Origin of the sequence: Streptomyces sp. NPDC086554, assembly GCF_040686095.1 — a bacterium.
Lineage (GTDB): Bacteria > Actinomycetota > Actinomycetes > Streptomycetales > Streptomycetaceae > Streptomyces.
On the sequence record NZ_JBFBJK010000011.1, the window covers coordinates 196,675 to 210,491 of the forward strand.

The 13,817-nt window shown below is 72.7% G+C and carries 11 protein-coding genes and 5 tRNA genes; 6 read left to right on the top strand and 10 right to left on the bottom strand.

Annotated elements, in window-relative coordinates:
- Window positions 1-158: 158 nt before the first annotated feature.
- From AB0O76_RS20220 to AB0O76_RS20230, 3 genes are all read right to left on the bottom strand, one after another.
- Window positions 159-983, bottom strand: coding sequence for a GNAT family N-acetyltransferase (locus tag AB0O76_RS20220; protein WP_365492808.1), 825 nt, complete (start codon window positions 981-983; stop codon window positions 159-161).
- 61 nt (window positions 984-1,044) lie between these two features.
- Window positions 1,045-1,866 (bottom strand): aminodeoxychorismate lyase, encoded by an 822-nt coding sequence (locus tag AB0O76_RS20225; protein WP_365492811.1) that lies wholly within the window; start codon window positions 1,864-1,866, stop codon window positions 1,045-1,047.
- Entirely contained in the window at window positions 1,866-2,897 is a 1,032-nt protein-coding gene (locus AB0O76_RS20230; RefSeq protein WP_365493115.1) for a chorismate-binding protein, read from the bottom strand. Before AB0O76_RS20230 ends, AB0O76_RS20225 begins: the two co-directional genes overlap by 1 nt.
- Before the next feature lie 199 nt (window positions 2,898-3,096).
- Here AB0O76_RS20230 and AB0O76_RS20235 point away from each other — a divergent pair.
- From AB0O76_RS20235 to AB0O76_RS20255, 5 genes are all read left to right on the top strand, one after another.
- Window positions 3,097-3,169, top strand: a tRNA-Gly gene (locus AB0O76_RS20235).
- A 40-nt stretch (window positions 3,170-3,209) separates the two neighbouring features.
- Window positions 3,210-3,283 (top strand) — tRNA-Cys (locus AB0O76_RS20240).
- A 1-nt stretch (window position 3,284) separates the two neighbouring features.
- Window positions 3,285-3,356: transfer RNA gene (locus AB0O76_RS20245), tRNA-Val, on the top strand.
- A 46-nt stretch (window positions 3,357-3,402) separates the two neighbouring features.
- Window positions 3,403-3,474: transfer RNA gene (locus AB0O76_RS20250), tRNA-Val, on the top strand.
- A 29-nt stretch (window positions 3,475-3,503) separates the two neighbouring features.
- Window positions 3,504-3,578, top strand: a tRNA-Val gene (locus AB0O76_RS20255).
- A 53-nt stretch (window positions 3,579-3,631) separates the two neighbouring features.
- Here AB0O76_RS20255 and AB0O76_RS20260 read toward each other — a convergent pair.
- The 4 genes from AB0O76_RS20260 to AB0O76_RS20275 form a co-directional block, all read right to left on the bottom strand.
- The gene (locus AB0O76_RS20260; RefSeq protein WP_266868962.1) at window positions 3,632-3,937 is read right to left on the bottom strand and encodes a zf-TFIIB domain-containing protein; all 306 of its coding nucleotides are present in this window, start codon (window positions 3,935-3,937) and stop codon (window positions 3,632-3,634) included.
- Window positions 3,938-4,006: 69 nt separating this feature from the next.
- The gene (locus AB0O76_RS20265) at window positions 4,007-4,939 is read right to left on the bottom strand and encodes an aminoglycoside phosphotransferase family protein (protein ID WP_365492814.1); all 933 of its coding nucleotides are present in this window, start codon (window positions 4,937-4,939) and stop codon (window positions 4,007-4,009) included.
- A gap of 274 nt (window positions 4,940-5,213) precedes the next feature.
- Window positions 5,214-5,420 (bottom strand): hypothetical protein, encoded by a 207-nt coding sequence (locus AB0O76_RS20270; RefSeq protein WP_135336237.1) that lies wholly within the window; start codon window positions 5,418-5,420, stop codon window positions 5,214-5,216.
- 198 nt (window positions 5,421-5,618) lie between these two features.
- Complete coding sequence (locus AB0O76_RS20275) at window positions 5,619-5,885, bottom strand: hypothetical protein (RefSeq protein WP_351164872.1); 267 nt, start codon at window positions 5,883-5,885, stop codon at window positions 5,619-5,621.
- Between the two features lie 195 nt (window positions 5,886-6,080).
- Between AB0O76_RS20275 and AB0O76_RS20280 the strand changes: the two genes are divergently transcribed.
- A complete protein-coding gene (locus AB0O76_RS20280) occupies window positions 6,081-7,370 on the top strand; it encodes a serine/threonine-protein kinase (protein ID WP_365492818.1) in 1,290 nt (429 codons plus the stop codon).
- Here AB0O76_RS20280 and AB0O76_RS20285 read toward each other — a convergent pair.
- The 3 genes from AB0O76_RS20285 to cobT all read right to left on the bottom strand — a co-directional run bounded on the left by AB0O76_RS20285 (window position 7,361) and on the right by cobT (window position 13,490).
- The gene (locus AB0O76_RS20285; RefSeq protein ID WP_365492821.1) at window positions 7,361-8,179 is read right to left on the bottom strand and encodes an RNA methyltransferase; all 819 of its coding nucleotides are present in this window, start codon (window positions 8,177-8,179) and stop codon (window positions 7,361-7,363) included. The genes AB0O76_RS20280 and AB0O76_RS20285 overlap by 10 nt on opposite strands.
- A gap of 105 nt (window positions 8,180-8,284) precedes the next feature.
- Window positions 8,285-9,517, bottom strand: coding sequence for a uroporphyrinogen-III C-methyltransferase (cobA, locus tag AB0O76_RS20290; RefSeq protein ID WP_365492824.1), 1,233 nt, complete (start codon window positions 9,515-9,517; stop codon window positions 8,285-8,287).
- A gap of 193 nt (window positions 9,518-9,710) precedes the next feature.
- Window positions 9,711-13,490, bottom strand: a complete 3,780-nt coding sequence (gene cobT / locus AB0O76_RS20295) for a nicotinate-nucleotide--dimethylbenzimidazole phosphoribosyltransferase (protein WP_365492827.1) — start codon at window positions 13,488-13,490, stop codon at window positions 9,711-9,713.
- Window positions 13,491-13,817: the final 327 nt, after the last annotated feature.

Here is a 13,817-nt window from a genome sequence, read left to right on the forward strand (position 1 = left end):
GTCGCGACCCCTGGCACGCGCATCTGCGGCGTTGTCGTCGGTTGCCAACGCTCCGCGTTGTCGCCCTCCTCCGCCTTGCAGCTGCACGCACCAGGGCCCGCTCGGCCCTGCTGAATCGGCACCCGGCGCGAAGACCGGCCTGACCCATCGGACAGGCCCTAGAGCAGCTGCTTGTACACGTAGTACGTGAGCGGTTCGTAGCCCAGCGACTCGTACAGGCGCAGCGCCGGGGTGTTGCCCGCGAAGACGTTGAGACCGATGCGGCTGCGGCCCGCCGCACGGGCCCGGGCCTCCGCGAGGAGCATCAGGGACCGCCCGTGGCCTCGCCCGCGGTATGCCTCGTCGACCTCGACCTTGAAGACGAACGCACTGTCGTCGCGCAGCGCGAGCCAGAGGGTGCCGACCCTCGTGCCCTCGTGGTTGAGCACGCTGAGGAAAGTGCCGGGGGTGGCGAGGCCCTGCCCCAGGAAGTCGGCATGGTCCGCCTCGGACTTGGCGCGCGCCTGGGCCTCGGGGACGCCGCGCTCCATCCAGGTCCGCGCGTAGTCCTCCTTCTGGTGCGCGAGCCACACCTCGAACTCGGCCTCGGTCATCGACCGTCCCTCGACGCCCGCGGGCAGGGCGGGCGGCTCGGCGGCCAGCACCTTGGCCATCTGGCGGTTGCGCTCCACATAGCCGAGGGACGTGACGAGACGGTGGGCTGCCGTGGCCTCCGCGGGGACCACCGTCTCGATCCGCTCGCAGCCCCAGCCGCGCGCCACCTCCTCGGCGGCGAGCGCGGCGACGGTGCCGCGGCCGCGCCTGCGGTCGGGCTCCTCGATGCGCAGATCCCCGATCTGGGCGACCGTGGGACCGAACACGGGGTGCGTGGCGAGTTCTATCCCGCCCACCGGACGGCTGTTCACACACACTTCGTACGTGCGTGACTTCGCGCCGTCAGCGCTCTTCCGGAGCGGCCCGGTCGGCCGCAGGGTCGTGGTCATCAGTGGTGTTGTACCCGCCCCGCGGCCGCTCCGTCACCAGGATTTCACCGGTTCTCGGGGCTCACGGATCGAGGTCGTCCGCCGCACGCTCGTCGAAGATCCGCATCGCCTTGGCGGTCACCGGGCCCGGCGCGCCCGGCAGTTCGCGTCCGTCGATCCGGTGCACGGCCTGGACGTCACGGAGCGTCGAGGTCAGGAACACCTCGTCGGAGCGGTCCAGGACGTCGAGCGGCAGATCGGTCTCCTGCGCGCCCGTCCAGTCGACGGCCAGCGCGCGCGTGATGCCCGCCAGACAGCCGGAAGCGACCGGCGGCGTGTGGATCTCGCCGTCGAGCACGACGAAGACGTTCGATCCGGTGCCTTCGCAGAGCTGCCCCACGGTGTTGGCGAACAGCGCCTCCGAAGCGCCCTGTTCGTGGGCGCGTGCCAGGGCGACGACGTTCTCGGCGTACGACGTGGTCTTCAGGCCGGTCAGCGCGCCGCGCTCGTTACGGGTCCACGGCACCGTGATCACGGCGGTCGCGTCGGGACGCCTGTCGGCCTCGCCGAGGGCGACGACCAGCGTCGGACCCTGGTCGCCGCGGTCCGAACCGAGCGGCGAGAGGCCCCCGGTGTAGGTGATGCGCAGCCGCCCCAGCAGCATCGGGTTGGCGTCGATCACGGCGGCGCAGGCCGCGCGCACCTCGTCCAGGTCCGGCTCGGGAAGGCCGAGGCCGCGCGCCGAGCGGGCGAGCCGGTCCAGGTGCCGGGTCAGCGCGAAGGGCCGCCCCTCGACCGTCTTCACCGTCTCGAAGATGCCGTCCCCCACGGTCAGACCGTGGTCGAGCACGGAGACGCGGGCGGTATCGAGGTCCTGCAGGCCGCCATTGAGCCAGATCTTCACTAAGGGGTCCCTCCACTCACTTCGTACGCCCCCGACGCTACCGCCAGCAGCCTTTCCGCCTTCAGCTCGGTCTCCCGCCACTCCCCCTCGGGGTCCGAGCCCCAGGTGATGCCCGCCCCGGTGCCGAACCGCAGCACGCCTTCGGCGCGGTCGATCCAGAAGGTGCGGATGCCGACGGCCAGTTCACCGGTGCCCCGGTCGGCGTCGACCCAGCCGATGCCGCCGCAGTAGGGGCCGCGCGGCGCGTTCTCCAGGGCGTCGATGATGCCCAGGGCGCTGGACTTGGGGGCGCCGGTCACGGAGCCGGGCGGGAAAGCGGCGGCGAAGAGTTCGGGCCAGCCCGCGTCGGGCCGGAGCTCGCCGCGGACGGTGGAGACGAGATGGACGAGCCCGGGGTGCTTCTCGACCACGCACAGATCAGGAACGGTCACGGAGCCGGTCACGCAGATCCGCCCGAGGTCGTTGCGGACGAGGTCCACGATCATGACGTTCTCGGCGTAGTCCTTCTCAAGAAGATCCGCTTCGGTGCGGCCCGTGCCCTTGATGGGCCCCGACTCGACGACGCGCCCCTCGCGACGCAGGAACAGCTCGGGGGACGCCGTGGCTATCTCCACGCCGTGCTCGGGCAGGCGGATCGTTCCGGCGTACGGAGCGGGGTTCCCGCGCGCGAGGAGGGCGGTCAGGGCGTCGATGTCCGCACTGTCCACGCCGCCCGGGACCGGCGCGGACAGCACGCGGCAGAGGTTCGCCTGGTAGACGTCGCCGGCCGCGATGTGCGCGCGCACGCGCCGCACGCCTTCCGTGTACGCGGCGCGGTCGAGCGAGGACGTCCAGTCACCGGCGTCGGGACCCCGCCAAGCCCCCGGCACCGGGGCGGGCACCGGCTCTTCACGTACGTCGTCGAAGCGGGCGCAGACGAGGCCGCCCTCGAAATCCGCGGCGACCGCCCAGAAGCCGCTGGAGTCCAGGGCCGAGGGATCGCTGGTCACGTCGGTGAGGCCGGTCGCCACCAGGCCGCCGAAGCGCGCCATGGGCAGGGGCGCCCCGGAGGGCCGCTGGGAGGACGTCTGAGGGGGGCTGTGCACGCTTGCGAGTCTATGACCGGCGTCCTGGTGGCGCCCCGGGCCGGTGACAGCGCAGCACGCTGCGCAAACGCGTTTTTGTACTGGCCCAGGAATCCGCTAGAGTTCAACACGTCGCCGGGACGCGCAAGCGGACCGGGAAAGACAAGCGGACGTAGCTCAGTTGGTAGAGCGCAACCTTGCCAAGGTTGAGGTCGCCAGTTCGAACCTGGTCGTCCGCTCGCAGGAAAGTGGGGGATCTTCCCGAGACCCCGCACTCCTGGTGGAGTGGCCGAGAGGCGAGGCAACGGCCTGCAAAGCCGTCTACACGGGTTCAAATCCCGTCTCCACCTCCAAGCGCGATTAGCTCAGCGGGAGAGCGCTTCCCTGACACGGAAGAGGTCACTGGTTCAATCCCAGTATCGCGCACGCAGAACTGAATAACCCCTGGTCCCGTATGGTGTGGGACCGTCCCGCGCGATTAGCTCAGCGGGAGAGCGCTTCCCTGACACGGAAGAGGTCACTGGTTCAATCCCAGTATCGCGCACGCAGTACGCAGCACACGCAGGTTGACCTGCGCGATTAGCTCAGCGGGAGAGCGCTTCCCTGACACGGAAGAGGTCACTGGTTCAATCCCAGTATCGCGCACCATCCGTACGAAGCCCCCGGTCGTCTCCACGGCCGGGGGCTTCGTCGTTCCTCGGTCAGGAGGAGAAGAGCATGTGCCCGAAGCTCTTGTGGCGCTTGTTGTGGCCGTAGTGCCCACCGTGGCCGCCGTGGTGGCCGCCGTGCTGGGGAGCGCCCCACTGCGGGGCGGGAGCGGCCGGGTACGCCTGCGGGGCGGGCGGCGGGGGCGGAGCCTGCTGGCCGCCCCACTGGGACTCGACCCGGCTCAGGGCCTCGAGCTCGCCGTAGTCGAGGAATATCCCGCGGCAACCGCTGCACTGCTCGATCTGGACGCCATTGCGGTTGTACGTGTGCATCGGTGCATGGCACTTGGGACACTGCATGGTCGGCTCAACTCCTCGCCGGTCGTGACTGCTTCGCCGGATCTCTGCCCGGCTTCGGTGCGTTGCACCCTACTTCGTGGAGGTGGGAGCCAACTCCGGCGGGAGGGCGGCCATTCGATCACAGGCGTCGACGACGGCCTGCTCGATGTCGTCGAGGGGCCGTTCCTCGGTGACGGACTTCGCGACGGCCAGTGCGGCGGTCTGTGCGGTGAGGGCGCGGGCAGGGATGTCCAGGGCGGGCCAGGGGTCGGCGCCCGCCGCGGGGATCGCGGGGCCGCCGGCGCCTTGGTAGGCGGTCAGGAAGCGGGTCCACTCGTCGGGGCCGAGGAGGCCGCAGGCGTACCAGGCCGCGGGGCGGGCCAGGTCCCAGGCCGGGTCACCGAGGCCGAGGTCGTCGACGTCGATGAGCAGCCACCGTCCTTCGGGGGTGCGGACCAGCTGGCCCAGGTGCAGATCGCCGTGGCACAGGAGCTTGCGGGAAGGCGCGGGGGCCTCGGCCCGGGACCAGGCCGGGAGGGTGGCCCAGGCGCGCTCGACGGGAGCCGCGGCGGGGTGCGGGCCCGCGGCACGCATCCGCTCCAGGGCGCGGGCGGCCTTCGCCGGGCCGCGCATGTCCGGGATCGGGTGCGGGAGCCTGGCGACGGGCGCCTTGTGCAGGCGGGCGAGGAGGGTGGCTGCGGCTTCCCAGGGGGCGGCGTCGGGGTTGTCGCGGTCCACGGGGGTGCCGTGGGGCCAGAACGTGACGAGGCGGCCGTGGAGCTCCACCGGCGTCGGCCTGAGCGGGGGGAGCAGGGTGCCGCCGAGGGCGGCGGCGACGTCCAGGCGGGCCGCCAGCTCTTCCGGGTCCGTGCCGGGGGCGTGGGCCTTGGCCACGGTGTCGCCGTGGCGGATGACGGTCGCGTCGTCACGGTCCGCCAAGACGCCTTCAGGGGTGCAGACGCAGGGTGTCGTGTGCGCCGTGGAGCGGGCCGTGGCGGTGAGGGCGGGCAGCAGTGCGGTCACAAGTCCCTCGGGGTACGTCGACGGGTCTTCCCAAGAGCGTACGCATTGGCAGCGGGCACTTCCGGGGGCCTGATGTCCGCAACCATCAATTGAGCAACCCCCACGGCGACCAGCCACCTACGCGAGAGCGGCGCCGGTTTAGGCGCAAAGAAAGGCCCGCGCAGCTCCCCAGCTGCGCGGGCATTTCTCGTGCCGTCCGCCGCACCCCCGTCCCCACGGGGTTTCCTGGCCGGATGTCCCCGCCCGGACCGCTCATCCGGGCCCGGGGCGCCGCTCAGCGCCCCAGCATCACGCCCACGGACGACGCCTGTGTGACCACCGCTTCCCAGCCGCCGAAGACGACTACGAGCAGGGCCGCCAGGGGAAGAACCATGGCCGTCGCCACCAAGGGATGGCGCGTGCCGGACGGGCGGACGCCGAACGTGGCGAAAGCCTTACGTCCCTGCGTGCGGATCATCGTCCGCGATGCCGTGTCCGCCATGGTTCCTCTCCTGACCGAGTCTGTATGAACTTGGCAGCGGCGGGTGTCTGACCTCGGGGGACGAGTGCTGCACCCGCCGCTTGACTTCAAATTTAGGTGCGCGGAGCGTCCTGGGCGTCATGCCCTCGTACCGATTGCCGGGCCTCCCGGAGGATGACCGATCGCCGCCCATGTACTCCCATGGGTGGAGACGGAGTCCTAGGTCTCAGGGTCTTCCCGGAGGGGCCGGACGGCCTGCTCGGATGTGTCTTCTCGGGGCACCGGCTGCTCGACCAGTGCCAGGACGCGGGTCGCCATGAACCGCGCCGTCCGCACGACGGAGCCGCTGCGGGTGACTTCGCTCACTTCGACCACTCCTCTGCGGACCGCCGTCTCCACCCTCCGGCCCGCTCGGCTCGCCACCACCTCGTACGTCCGCGTCGTGTCCCCGGCGTCCACGACTATCTCCACGCGATCACCCTTCACGGGATCAATCCCCCTTCAGCGATGGATGGTTGGGAGTGACGGAACCACCAACAGCCGTTCCTCCCCGGTCCCCTGAGCACTCTTCAAGTTTCCCACCCGGCACTGACAATCGGTCGGGCCGCGAGGGCGCGGCCTCTGCACCTGCCCGGCCGCGGAAACGTAAGCTGTGGCTCGACAACGGACCGGGCAGCGGGGATGGACATGGCGATGATGCGGCTCCGGCGCGAGGACCCGCGTGTCGTCGGCTCGTTCAGACTGCACAGGCGGCTGGGCGCCGGCGGCATGGGTGTCGTCTACCTGGGGTCGGACCGGCGGGGGCAGCGCGTCGCCCTGAAGGTGATCCGGCCCGATCTGGCGGAGGATCAGGAGTTCCGTTCGCGCTTCGCGCGGGAGGTCTCCGCGGCCCGCCGGATCAGGGGCGGCTGTACGGCCCGCCTCGTCGCCGCCGATCTCGACGCCGACCGGCCGTGGTTCGCCACGCAGTACGTTCCCGGGCCCTCCCTGCACGACAAGGTCGCCGCCGAAGGGCCGCTCACCGCGGCCGAGGTGGCGGTGGTCGGTTCGGCCCTCGCCGAGGGGCTCGTCGCCGTGCACGAGGCCGGTGTCGTACACCGTGACCTCAAGCCGTCGAACATTCTGCTGTCCCCGAAGGGGCCGCGGATCATTGACTTCGGGATTGCTTGGGCGACGGGTGCTTCGACGCTGACCCATGTCGGTACGGCCGTCGGGTCGCCCGGCTTTCTCGCGCCCGAGCAGGTGCGCGGCGCTGCCGTCACCCCCGCCACCGACGTGTTCGCCCTGGGCGCCACGCTCGCGTACGCGGGGATGGCGGACTCGCCTTTCGGGCACGGCAGTTCAGAGGTCATGCTCTACCGGGTCGTGCATGAGGAGGCGCAGCTCGGCGGGGTGCCCGACGCGCTCGCCCCGCTCATCCGGGCCTGCCTCGCCAAGGACCCGGAGGAGCGGCCCAGCACGCTCCAACTGTCGCTCAGGCTCAAGGAGATCGCGGCCCGTGAGGCCCAGGGCGGACTGTCGGACGTGAGACCGCCCGCACCCCGGCACGATCAGGACCGGCCCACGGGGCGGTTCGCCGAGGAGTACGCGGACCAGCGCACCCAGCGGCCTCACCCGCAGGGCACTCCCCCGCCGCGGCCCAGCTCGTCGCGGCCGGGTGCGTCACGGACCGGTTCCTCGCGTGCCGGTACCGGTTCCTCCCGGTCGGGTTCGCGTCCCGCGCCGTCCAGGAACAGCACCCGCTCCGGCAGCAGAACCGGTCCCCGGACCACCGGCACGGGCCGCAGGCCCGCCAATCCGCGCCTGCTGCGGCAGCGGCTCTTCGTGTTCGTCGTCGTGACGCTCCTGGTGGCCCTCGGCATCGCGGCGGCTCAGGGGTGCCAGGGGCCCGCGCGCGGGCTCGGCGACAGCGGCGTACAGCAGAGTCCGCAGAGCCGGCAGCTTCCGGGTCCTCAGGGTCCTCAGAGCTGAGGGCGGCCCGTCGCCACGGCGTAGAAGGCGACTGCGGCCGCGGCTCCCACGTTGAGCGAGTCGACTCCGTGGGCCATCGGGATGCGGACCCATTCGTCGGCGGCGACCAGCGCCTGGGTGGAGAGGCCGTCGCCCTCCGCGCCCAGCATCAGCGCCACCCGGTCCATGCGGTGCGGCGCCGCCTCGTCCAGGGTCTTCGCCTTCTCGTCGGGGGTGAGCGCGAGAAGGTTGAAGCCCGCTTCGCGTACGCCGTCCAGACCCTTGGGCCAGGATTCAAGGCGGGCGTAGGGGACGGAGAAGACCGCGCCCATGGAGACCTTCACCGAGCGGCGGTAGAGGGGGTCGGCGCAGTCCGGTGAGAGCAGGACCGCGTCCATGCCGAGGGCGGCGGCGCTGCGGAAGATCGCGCCGATGTTGGTGTGGTCGTTGACCGACTCCATGACCACGACGCGGCGGGCCGCGGTCAGGAGTTCGTCGGCGGTCGGCAGCGGCTTGCGCTGCATCGAGGCGAGGGCGCCGCGGTGCACGTGGTAGCCGGTGACCTGCTCGGCGAGGTCCGGGTTGACCGCGTACACGGGAGCCGGGACCTCGTCGATGACGTCGCGCATGACGTCGACCCACTTCGCGGAGAGCAGCATCGAGCGCATCTCGTAGCCCGCCTGCTTGGCTCGCCTGATCACCTTCTCGCCCTCGGCGATGAACAGGCCCTCGGCGGGCTCGCGCTTGCGGCGCAGTTCGACGTCGGTCAGGCCCGTGTAGTCGCGCAGGCGCGGGTCGGCGGGGTCGTCAACGGTGATGAGATCAGCCACAGGGTGATACTGCCTTGTCCTGGGTGTGGTGCCAACGCCCGGGGGCGGGTTGGGTTACCGGTGGTTACGTTGGGGCTCGTGGTGGTTACGCGGGGCTGTGCAGTGTCACGCGGAGCGGCCCGGGCCCACGTTCACCACGTCACCGATGACGATGACCGCCGGGGGCTTCACCTCGTGCGCCGCGACCTGGGCGGCGACCGTGGCGAGGGTGGCGTCCACGCGGCGCTGGGCCGCGGTGGTGCCCTCCTGGATGAGGGCGACGGGGGTCTCGGGCGACCGGCCGTGGGCGGTGAGCGCCTCGGCGATCTTGCCGATCTTGTCCACGCCCATCAGGACGACGAGGGTGCCGCGCAGCTTGGCCAGGGACGGCCAGTCGACCAGGGAGCGCTCGTCGTCCGGGGCCACATGGCCGCTGACGACCGTGAACTCGTGGGCGACACCGCGGTGCGTGACGGGGATGCCCGCGGCGCCCGGGACCGAGATCGAGCTGGAGATGCCGGGGACGACCGTGCAGGGGATGCCGGCCTCGGCGAGCGCCTGGGCCTCCTCCATGCCGCGGCCGAAGACGAAGGGGTCGCCGCCCTTGAGGCGGACGACCGACTTGCCCTGCTTCGCGTGCTCGATGAGGGCGTTGTTGATGGCCTCCTGCGCCATGAAACGCCCGTACGGGATCTTCGCGGCGTCGATCACCTCGACGTGCGGCGGCAGTTCGTCGAGGAGGTCGCGCGGGCCGAGCCGGTCGGCGATGACCACGTCCGCCTCGGCGAGCAGGCGGCGGCCGCGGACCGTGATCAGGTCCGGGTCGCCGGGGCCGCCGCCGACCAGCGCGACGCCGGGGGTGCGGGTGCGGTGGTGGGGCGCCACGAGCGTGCCGTCGCGCAGGCCCTCGACGACCGCGTCGCGGATGGCGGCGGTGCGGCGGGGGTCGCGGCCGTGGATGTCCGTGGTGAGGACGGCGACCGTGACGCCTTCGGAGCGGCCGGTCGCGGGGGTCAGGGCCGTGGCCGCGTCGGCGTCGTCGGAGCGGACGCACCAGACGCGGTGCGCTTCCGCTTCCGCGGAGGCCGCGGTGTTCGCCTCGGTGTCGCCGGTGGCGATGAGGGCGTACCAGGCGTCCTTGAGGTCGCCGTCCGCATAGGGGCGGCGCTCCCAGGTGATCTCGCCCGCGTCCGCCATCGCCTCTACGGAGGGTGTCGCGGTCGGCGACACGAGGAGGACGTCGGCGCCTGCCGCGATGAGGGCGGGGAGGCGGCGCTGGGCCACCTGGCCGCCGCCGAGGACGACCGCGCGGCGGCCGGTGAGGCGGAGGCCTACGGGGTAGGCGGGGTTTTCTGCCATGGCGTTGCGGCTCCTCGCGAGGCGGGGGGTTGTGCGGGCCGCTGCGGCGGTGGAGCGGCGCTGAGGTGCGGGTTCTGGGTGCGGTTCACTTTACGGCCCCGTTCGTCTGCGGGCCGTGGGCGTTTGTGCCCCGTTCCGCCCTGCGGAACGCCTGCCCACAAACTCGATGCATGTGGGCAGGCGTTGGGTGGAGCTACTTCTCGGTTACGCCCGCCGAGTCGAACGTGGCCACCTCGTGCATCGCGCGTGCCGCGCTCTGGACCACCGGGAGGGCCAGGAGGGCGCCTGTGCCCTCGCCCAGGCGGAGGTCCAGGTCGACCAGGGGGCGCAGGCCCAGCTTGTTCAGGGCCGCCACATGGCCCGGCTCCGCGCTGCGGTGGCCCGCGATGCAGGCCGCGAGGACCTCGGGGGCGATGGCGCGGGCGACCAGGGCCGCCGCGCCGGCGCTCACGCCGTCCAGGATGACGGGGGTTCGGAGGGAGGCTCCGCCCAGGAGGAGGCCGACCATCGCCGCGTGCTCCAGGCCGCCGATCGCCGCGAGGACGCCGATCGGGTCGGCCGGGTCCGGCTTGTGGAGGTCCAGGGCTCGGCGGACCACCTCGACCTTGCGGGTGTGCATCTCGTCGTTGATGCCGGTGCCGCGGCCGGTGACCTCCGCCGCGTCCACGTCCGTGTAGACGGAGATGAGGGCCGCGGACGCCGTCGTGTTCGCGATGCCCATCTCGCCCGTGAGCAGCGCCTTGTTGCCTGCCGCGACGAGGTCGCGGGCCGTCTCGATGCCTACCTCGATCGCGGCCTTGACCTCCTCGCGGGTCAGGGCGGGACCGGTCGTCATGTCCGCCGTGCCCGCGCGCACCTTGCGGGGCAACAGGCCCGGCGTCGCCGGGAGTTCACTGGCCACGCCGACGTCGATGACGCAGACCTCGGCGCCCACCTGGTTGGCGAAGGCGTTGCAGACCGCGCCGCCGCCGAGGAAGTTGGCAACCATCTGGGCCGTCACCTCCTGGGGCCAGGCGGTGACGCCCTGGGCGTGCACGCCGTGGTCGCCCGCGAAGATCGCGACGGCCGCGGGCTCCGGGATCGGCGGCGGGCACTGCCGGGACAGGCCGGAAAGCTGCGCGGAGATGATCTCCAGCATGCCGAGCGCGCCCGGCGGCTTCGTCATCCGCTTCTGCCGCTCCCACGCCTCGCCGAGCGCCTTCGCGTCCAGCGGGCGGATGTTGGAGACGGTCTCGGCCAGCAGGTCGTGCGGCTCCTCGCCGGGCAGCGCGCGGCGGCCGTACGTCTCCTCGTGCACGACCCAGGAGAGCGGGCGGCGCTTGGACCAGCCTGCCTGCATCAGCTCGGGCTCCTCCGGGAACTCGTCGACGTATCCGACACAGAGATAGGCCACCACTTCGAGGTGCTCGGGAAGACCGAGGGTTCTGACCATCTCGCGTTCGTCGAAGAAGCTGACCCAGCCGACGCCGAGACCCTCGGCACGCGCCGCGAGCCAGAGGTTCTCGACGGCGAGGGCGGAGGAGTACGGGGCCATCTGCGGCTGCGTGTGCCGGCCCAGGGTGTGGCGGCCGCCACGGGTCGGGTCGGCGGTGACCACGATGTTCACCGGGGTGTCGAGGATGGCCTCGATCTTCAGTTCCTTGAACTGCTTCGCGCGGCCCTTGGGGAGCGACTTCGCGTACGCGTCCTTCTGGCGCATGGCCAGCTCGTGCATCGTGCGGCGGGTCTCCGCCGAGCGGATGACGACGAAGTCCCAGGGCTGGGAGTGGCCGACGGACGGCGCCGTGTGGGCCGCCTCCAGGACGCGGAGCAGGACCTCGTGCGGGATCGGGTCGCCGCGGAAGCCGTTGCGGATGTCGCGGCGCTCGCGCATGACCCGCAGGACGGCCTCGCGCTCGGCGTCGTCGTAGCCGGGGGCCGCGGCGGAATCCGCCGGGTTGGTCGGCTGTGCCGGGTCCACGGGCTCGGCGGGCTCTGCCGCCTGGACGGGAGCGGCCTCGTCCGTGGGCTCCACTGGGGTGGCGGGCTCGGGCTCGACCGCCGCTTCGGCGTCGGCTTCGGCTTCGACCGCCGATTCCGGTTCTGCTTGCGGTTCTGCCGCCTCCGCCACGGGGGCCGGCGCCTCGGCGGCGACCGGCTCATCTGCCGTGTCCGGTACGGGAGTTGCCGCAGCGTCCGGTACGGGCATCCCTGCCATGGACTCCGCGCCGTCACGCGGAGCCGGAACGGTGGCCACGGGCTGGGGTGCGGGCTCGGGGGCCTCGGCGGTCGCGATGGCCTCGGGGATCTCGGGGACCTCGACGGCCTGGGGGGGCTCGGCGGCTTCCACGGGGGCCGGGGGCTCCGGGGTGCCCAGCGTCTCCGGGGCGTCGGGCTGCGGTACGGCCTCGGGGGTGGGTGCCTCGGCCTCTGCGGCCGGCTCGGGCTGCGGGGCCTCGAAGTGCTCCGGGGACACGGCCACCGGGTGCGGAGGCGTCGGTGCGAGGTGCGGCGTCGTCGGTACCGAGCCCTCGACCGGCACGAACTGGCCGAGCGGCGCGGGCGCCGGGGCCATCGGGGCGTCCGCGCCCTGTACGGCCTGCGGGATCTGCGGGCCCTGCCCGGCGTGCGGGAGGTGCCCGCCGCCCGGAACAGGTGCGTCCGCCCAGGGCTGCGCGGCGGCCACGGCGAACTGCTGACCGGCGGCGGCCTCGTGGGCGGGCATGCCGACGGCTGACAGCTGCGCGTCGTCCGGGAGCGGGAACTCCTGGCCGGCTTCCGGCGCGGACGTCTGCTGGTCCGCGACCGGCGGCAGCATGGCCTCCGGGGCGGGCACGGCCTGGCCGGTGGCCGACAGCTGATCGTCGTCCTGCGGACCCGGGACGTCCAGGGCCTCGGCGGCGAACACGGCCTCACCGCCGTCCGCGGCCTGCGGGAAGGCGGCCGCGGGCGTGCCGGTGGCGGGGGTGCCGGCGGCGGGGGTGGGTTCGGGCAACTCGGCGGCCGGTGCGGGCTGCGGGGCCTCGGGCGCGAGTACGTCCGGCGCGCCCTGCGTGACCTGCGCGTCCTGCGCCACCGGTGTGGCCTGTGTGTTCTGCGGTGCGGGTGTGGCGTCCGGGACGACCGTTTCTGCTGGTGCGACCGGCTGCTCGTGCTGCCCGGACTGCGAAGGCTGCGCGAACTGCCCGGCCTGCCCGGCCTGCCCGGCCTGCTCAGAATGCGCCACCTGCGCGACCTGCTCGGCCTGAGGCTGCGGCAGCGGCGTCCACGGCGTCGCCCCCTGCGGCGGGATGTCGCCGAGCTGCGGACCCGGCAGCATCCCCTCGCCGTCGCGCGGGATGTCGAGGTACTCGGGCCCGATGGTCGGCGGCCCCGCGTGCCGCACCGGCACGGCGTGCTGCGGCGCTCCGGCGGGCCCGCGGTCGGCGAGCGACCGTACGGGGCTGCCCGCGCCGTCGGGCACGGCGGGGCCCGAGGGCCCACGGTGCAGCGGGCGACGGGCGGGACCGGGGTGCGATGCGGGCGCGGGGCCCGTCGCGCCGGGCAGCTGGACGCCGTTCAGGTCGACCGAGCCGCTGTCACGGCCCGCCGTCTCGTGCGGGCCCGGCTGGTGCGCGGCCTGCTGCTGCGCGGCCTGCGACCTGCCGTCCGTCTGTCGGCCCACGACGTTCTGACCGGCCACGGACTGGCCCCCCAGGGACGGATCGGCATAGGCGGCGGCAGCCGGAGCCGACGCGTGCTGCGCGGCCACCGGCTGGGCAACGCCCTGCTGTGCGGCCGGCTGCTGTTGCGGTGCCGTCTGCGGCTCGCTCCAGGCGCCCTGCGCGCCCGGCATCAGGAGCAGGTCGTCGTCCTCGGCGGAGGCGATGCCCTCGGCGGGATTCTCGGAGGGGTCGAGGTAGGTGTACGCACCCGGGGCGGCGACGCCCGGCTGCTCCACCAAGCCTGCGTTCTCCGGCAGTCCCTCGGCCGGGACCTGGCCGGTGTCGGTCATGCTTAACCCCTCGCCCATCGGTTAGTGCTTCTTCGACCGCCCCTCGGCCTTCGGCCGGGGAAGCCCCATTGCCCGGAGCGGCGCACCAACCGCCCGTCATTCTCAACGAGCGTGCGCGCCGCGCGGCACGAACCGCGTACGGACAACAGGCATTGTCCCGGTCGGCCAGCCGTCATGGCAGCTTGATCCGCAACGGCCCGCTGTGGACTGCGCCACGTTGCGCGCCCTCCGGTCATGCCGTACCACACACCCCCCAAAACGGGCGAGCTTTCCGGACATTGACCAACCATTTGCCGGACACCCTGGTGCGGTACAACGATCGGCCAG

Excerpts from the sequence above, each read along its gene's own strand:
- AB0O76_RS20220 (WP_365492808.1), bottom strand. The coding sequence starts at position 983 with ATGACCACGACCCTGCGGCCGACCGGGCCGCTCCGGAAGAGCGCTGAC.
- AB0O76_RS20230 (WP_365493115.1), bottom strand. The coding sequence starts at position 2,897 with ATGGCGCGCTTCGGCGGCCTGGTGGCGACCGGCCTCACCGACGTGACC.
- AB0O76_RS20260 (WP_266868962.1), bottom strand. The coding sequence starts at position 3,937 with ATGCAGTGTCCCAAGTGCCATGCACCGATGCACACGTACAACCGCAAT.
- AB0O76_RS20270 (WP_135336237.1), bottom strand. The coding sequence starts at position 5,420 with ATGGCGGACACGGCATCGCGGACGATGATCCGCACGCAGGGACGTAAG.
- AB0O76_RS20280 (WP_365492818.1), top strand. The coding sequence starts at position 6,081 with ATGGACATGGCGATGATGCGGCTCCGGCGCGAGGACCCGCGTGTCGTC.
- cobA (WP_365492824.1), bottom strand. The coding sequence starts at position 9,517 with ATGGCAGAAAACCCCGCCTACCCCGTAGGCCTCCGCCTCACCGGCCGC.
- cobT (WP_365492827.1), bottom strand. The coding sequence starts at position 13,490 with ATGACCGACACCGGCCAGGTCCCGGCCGAGGGACTGCCGGAGAACGCA.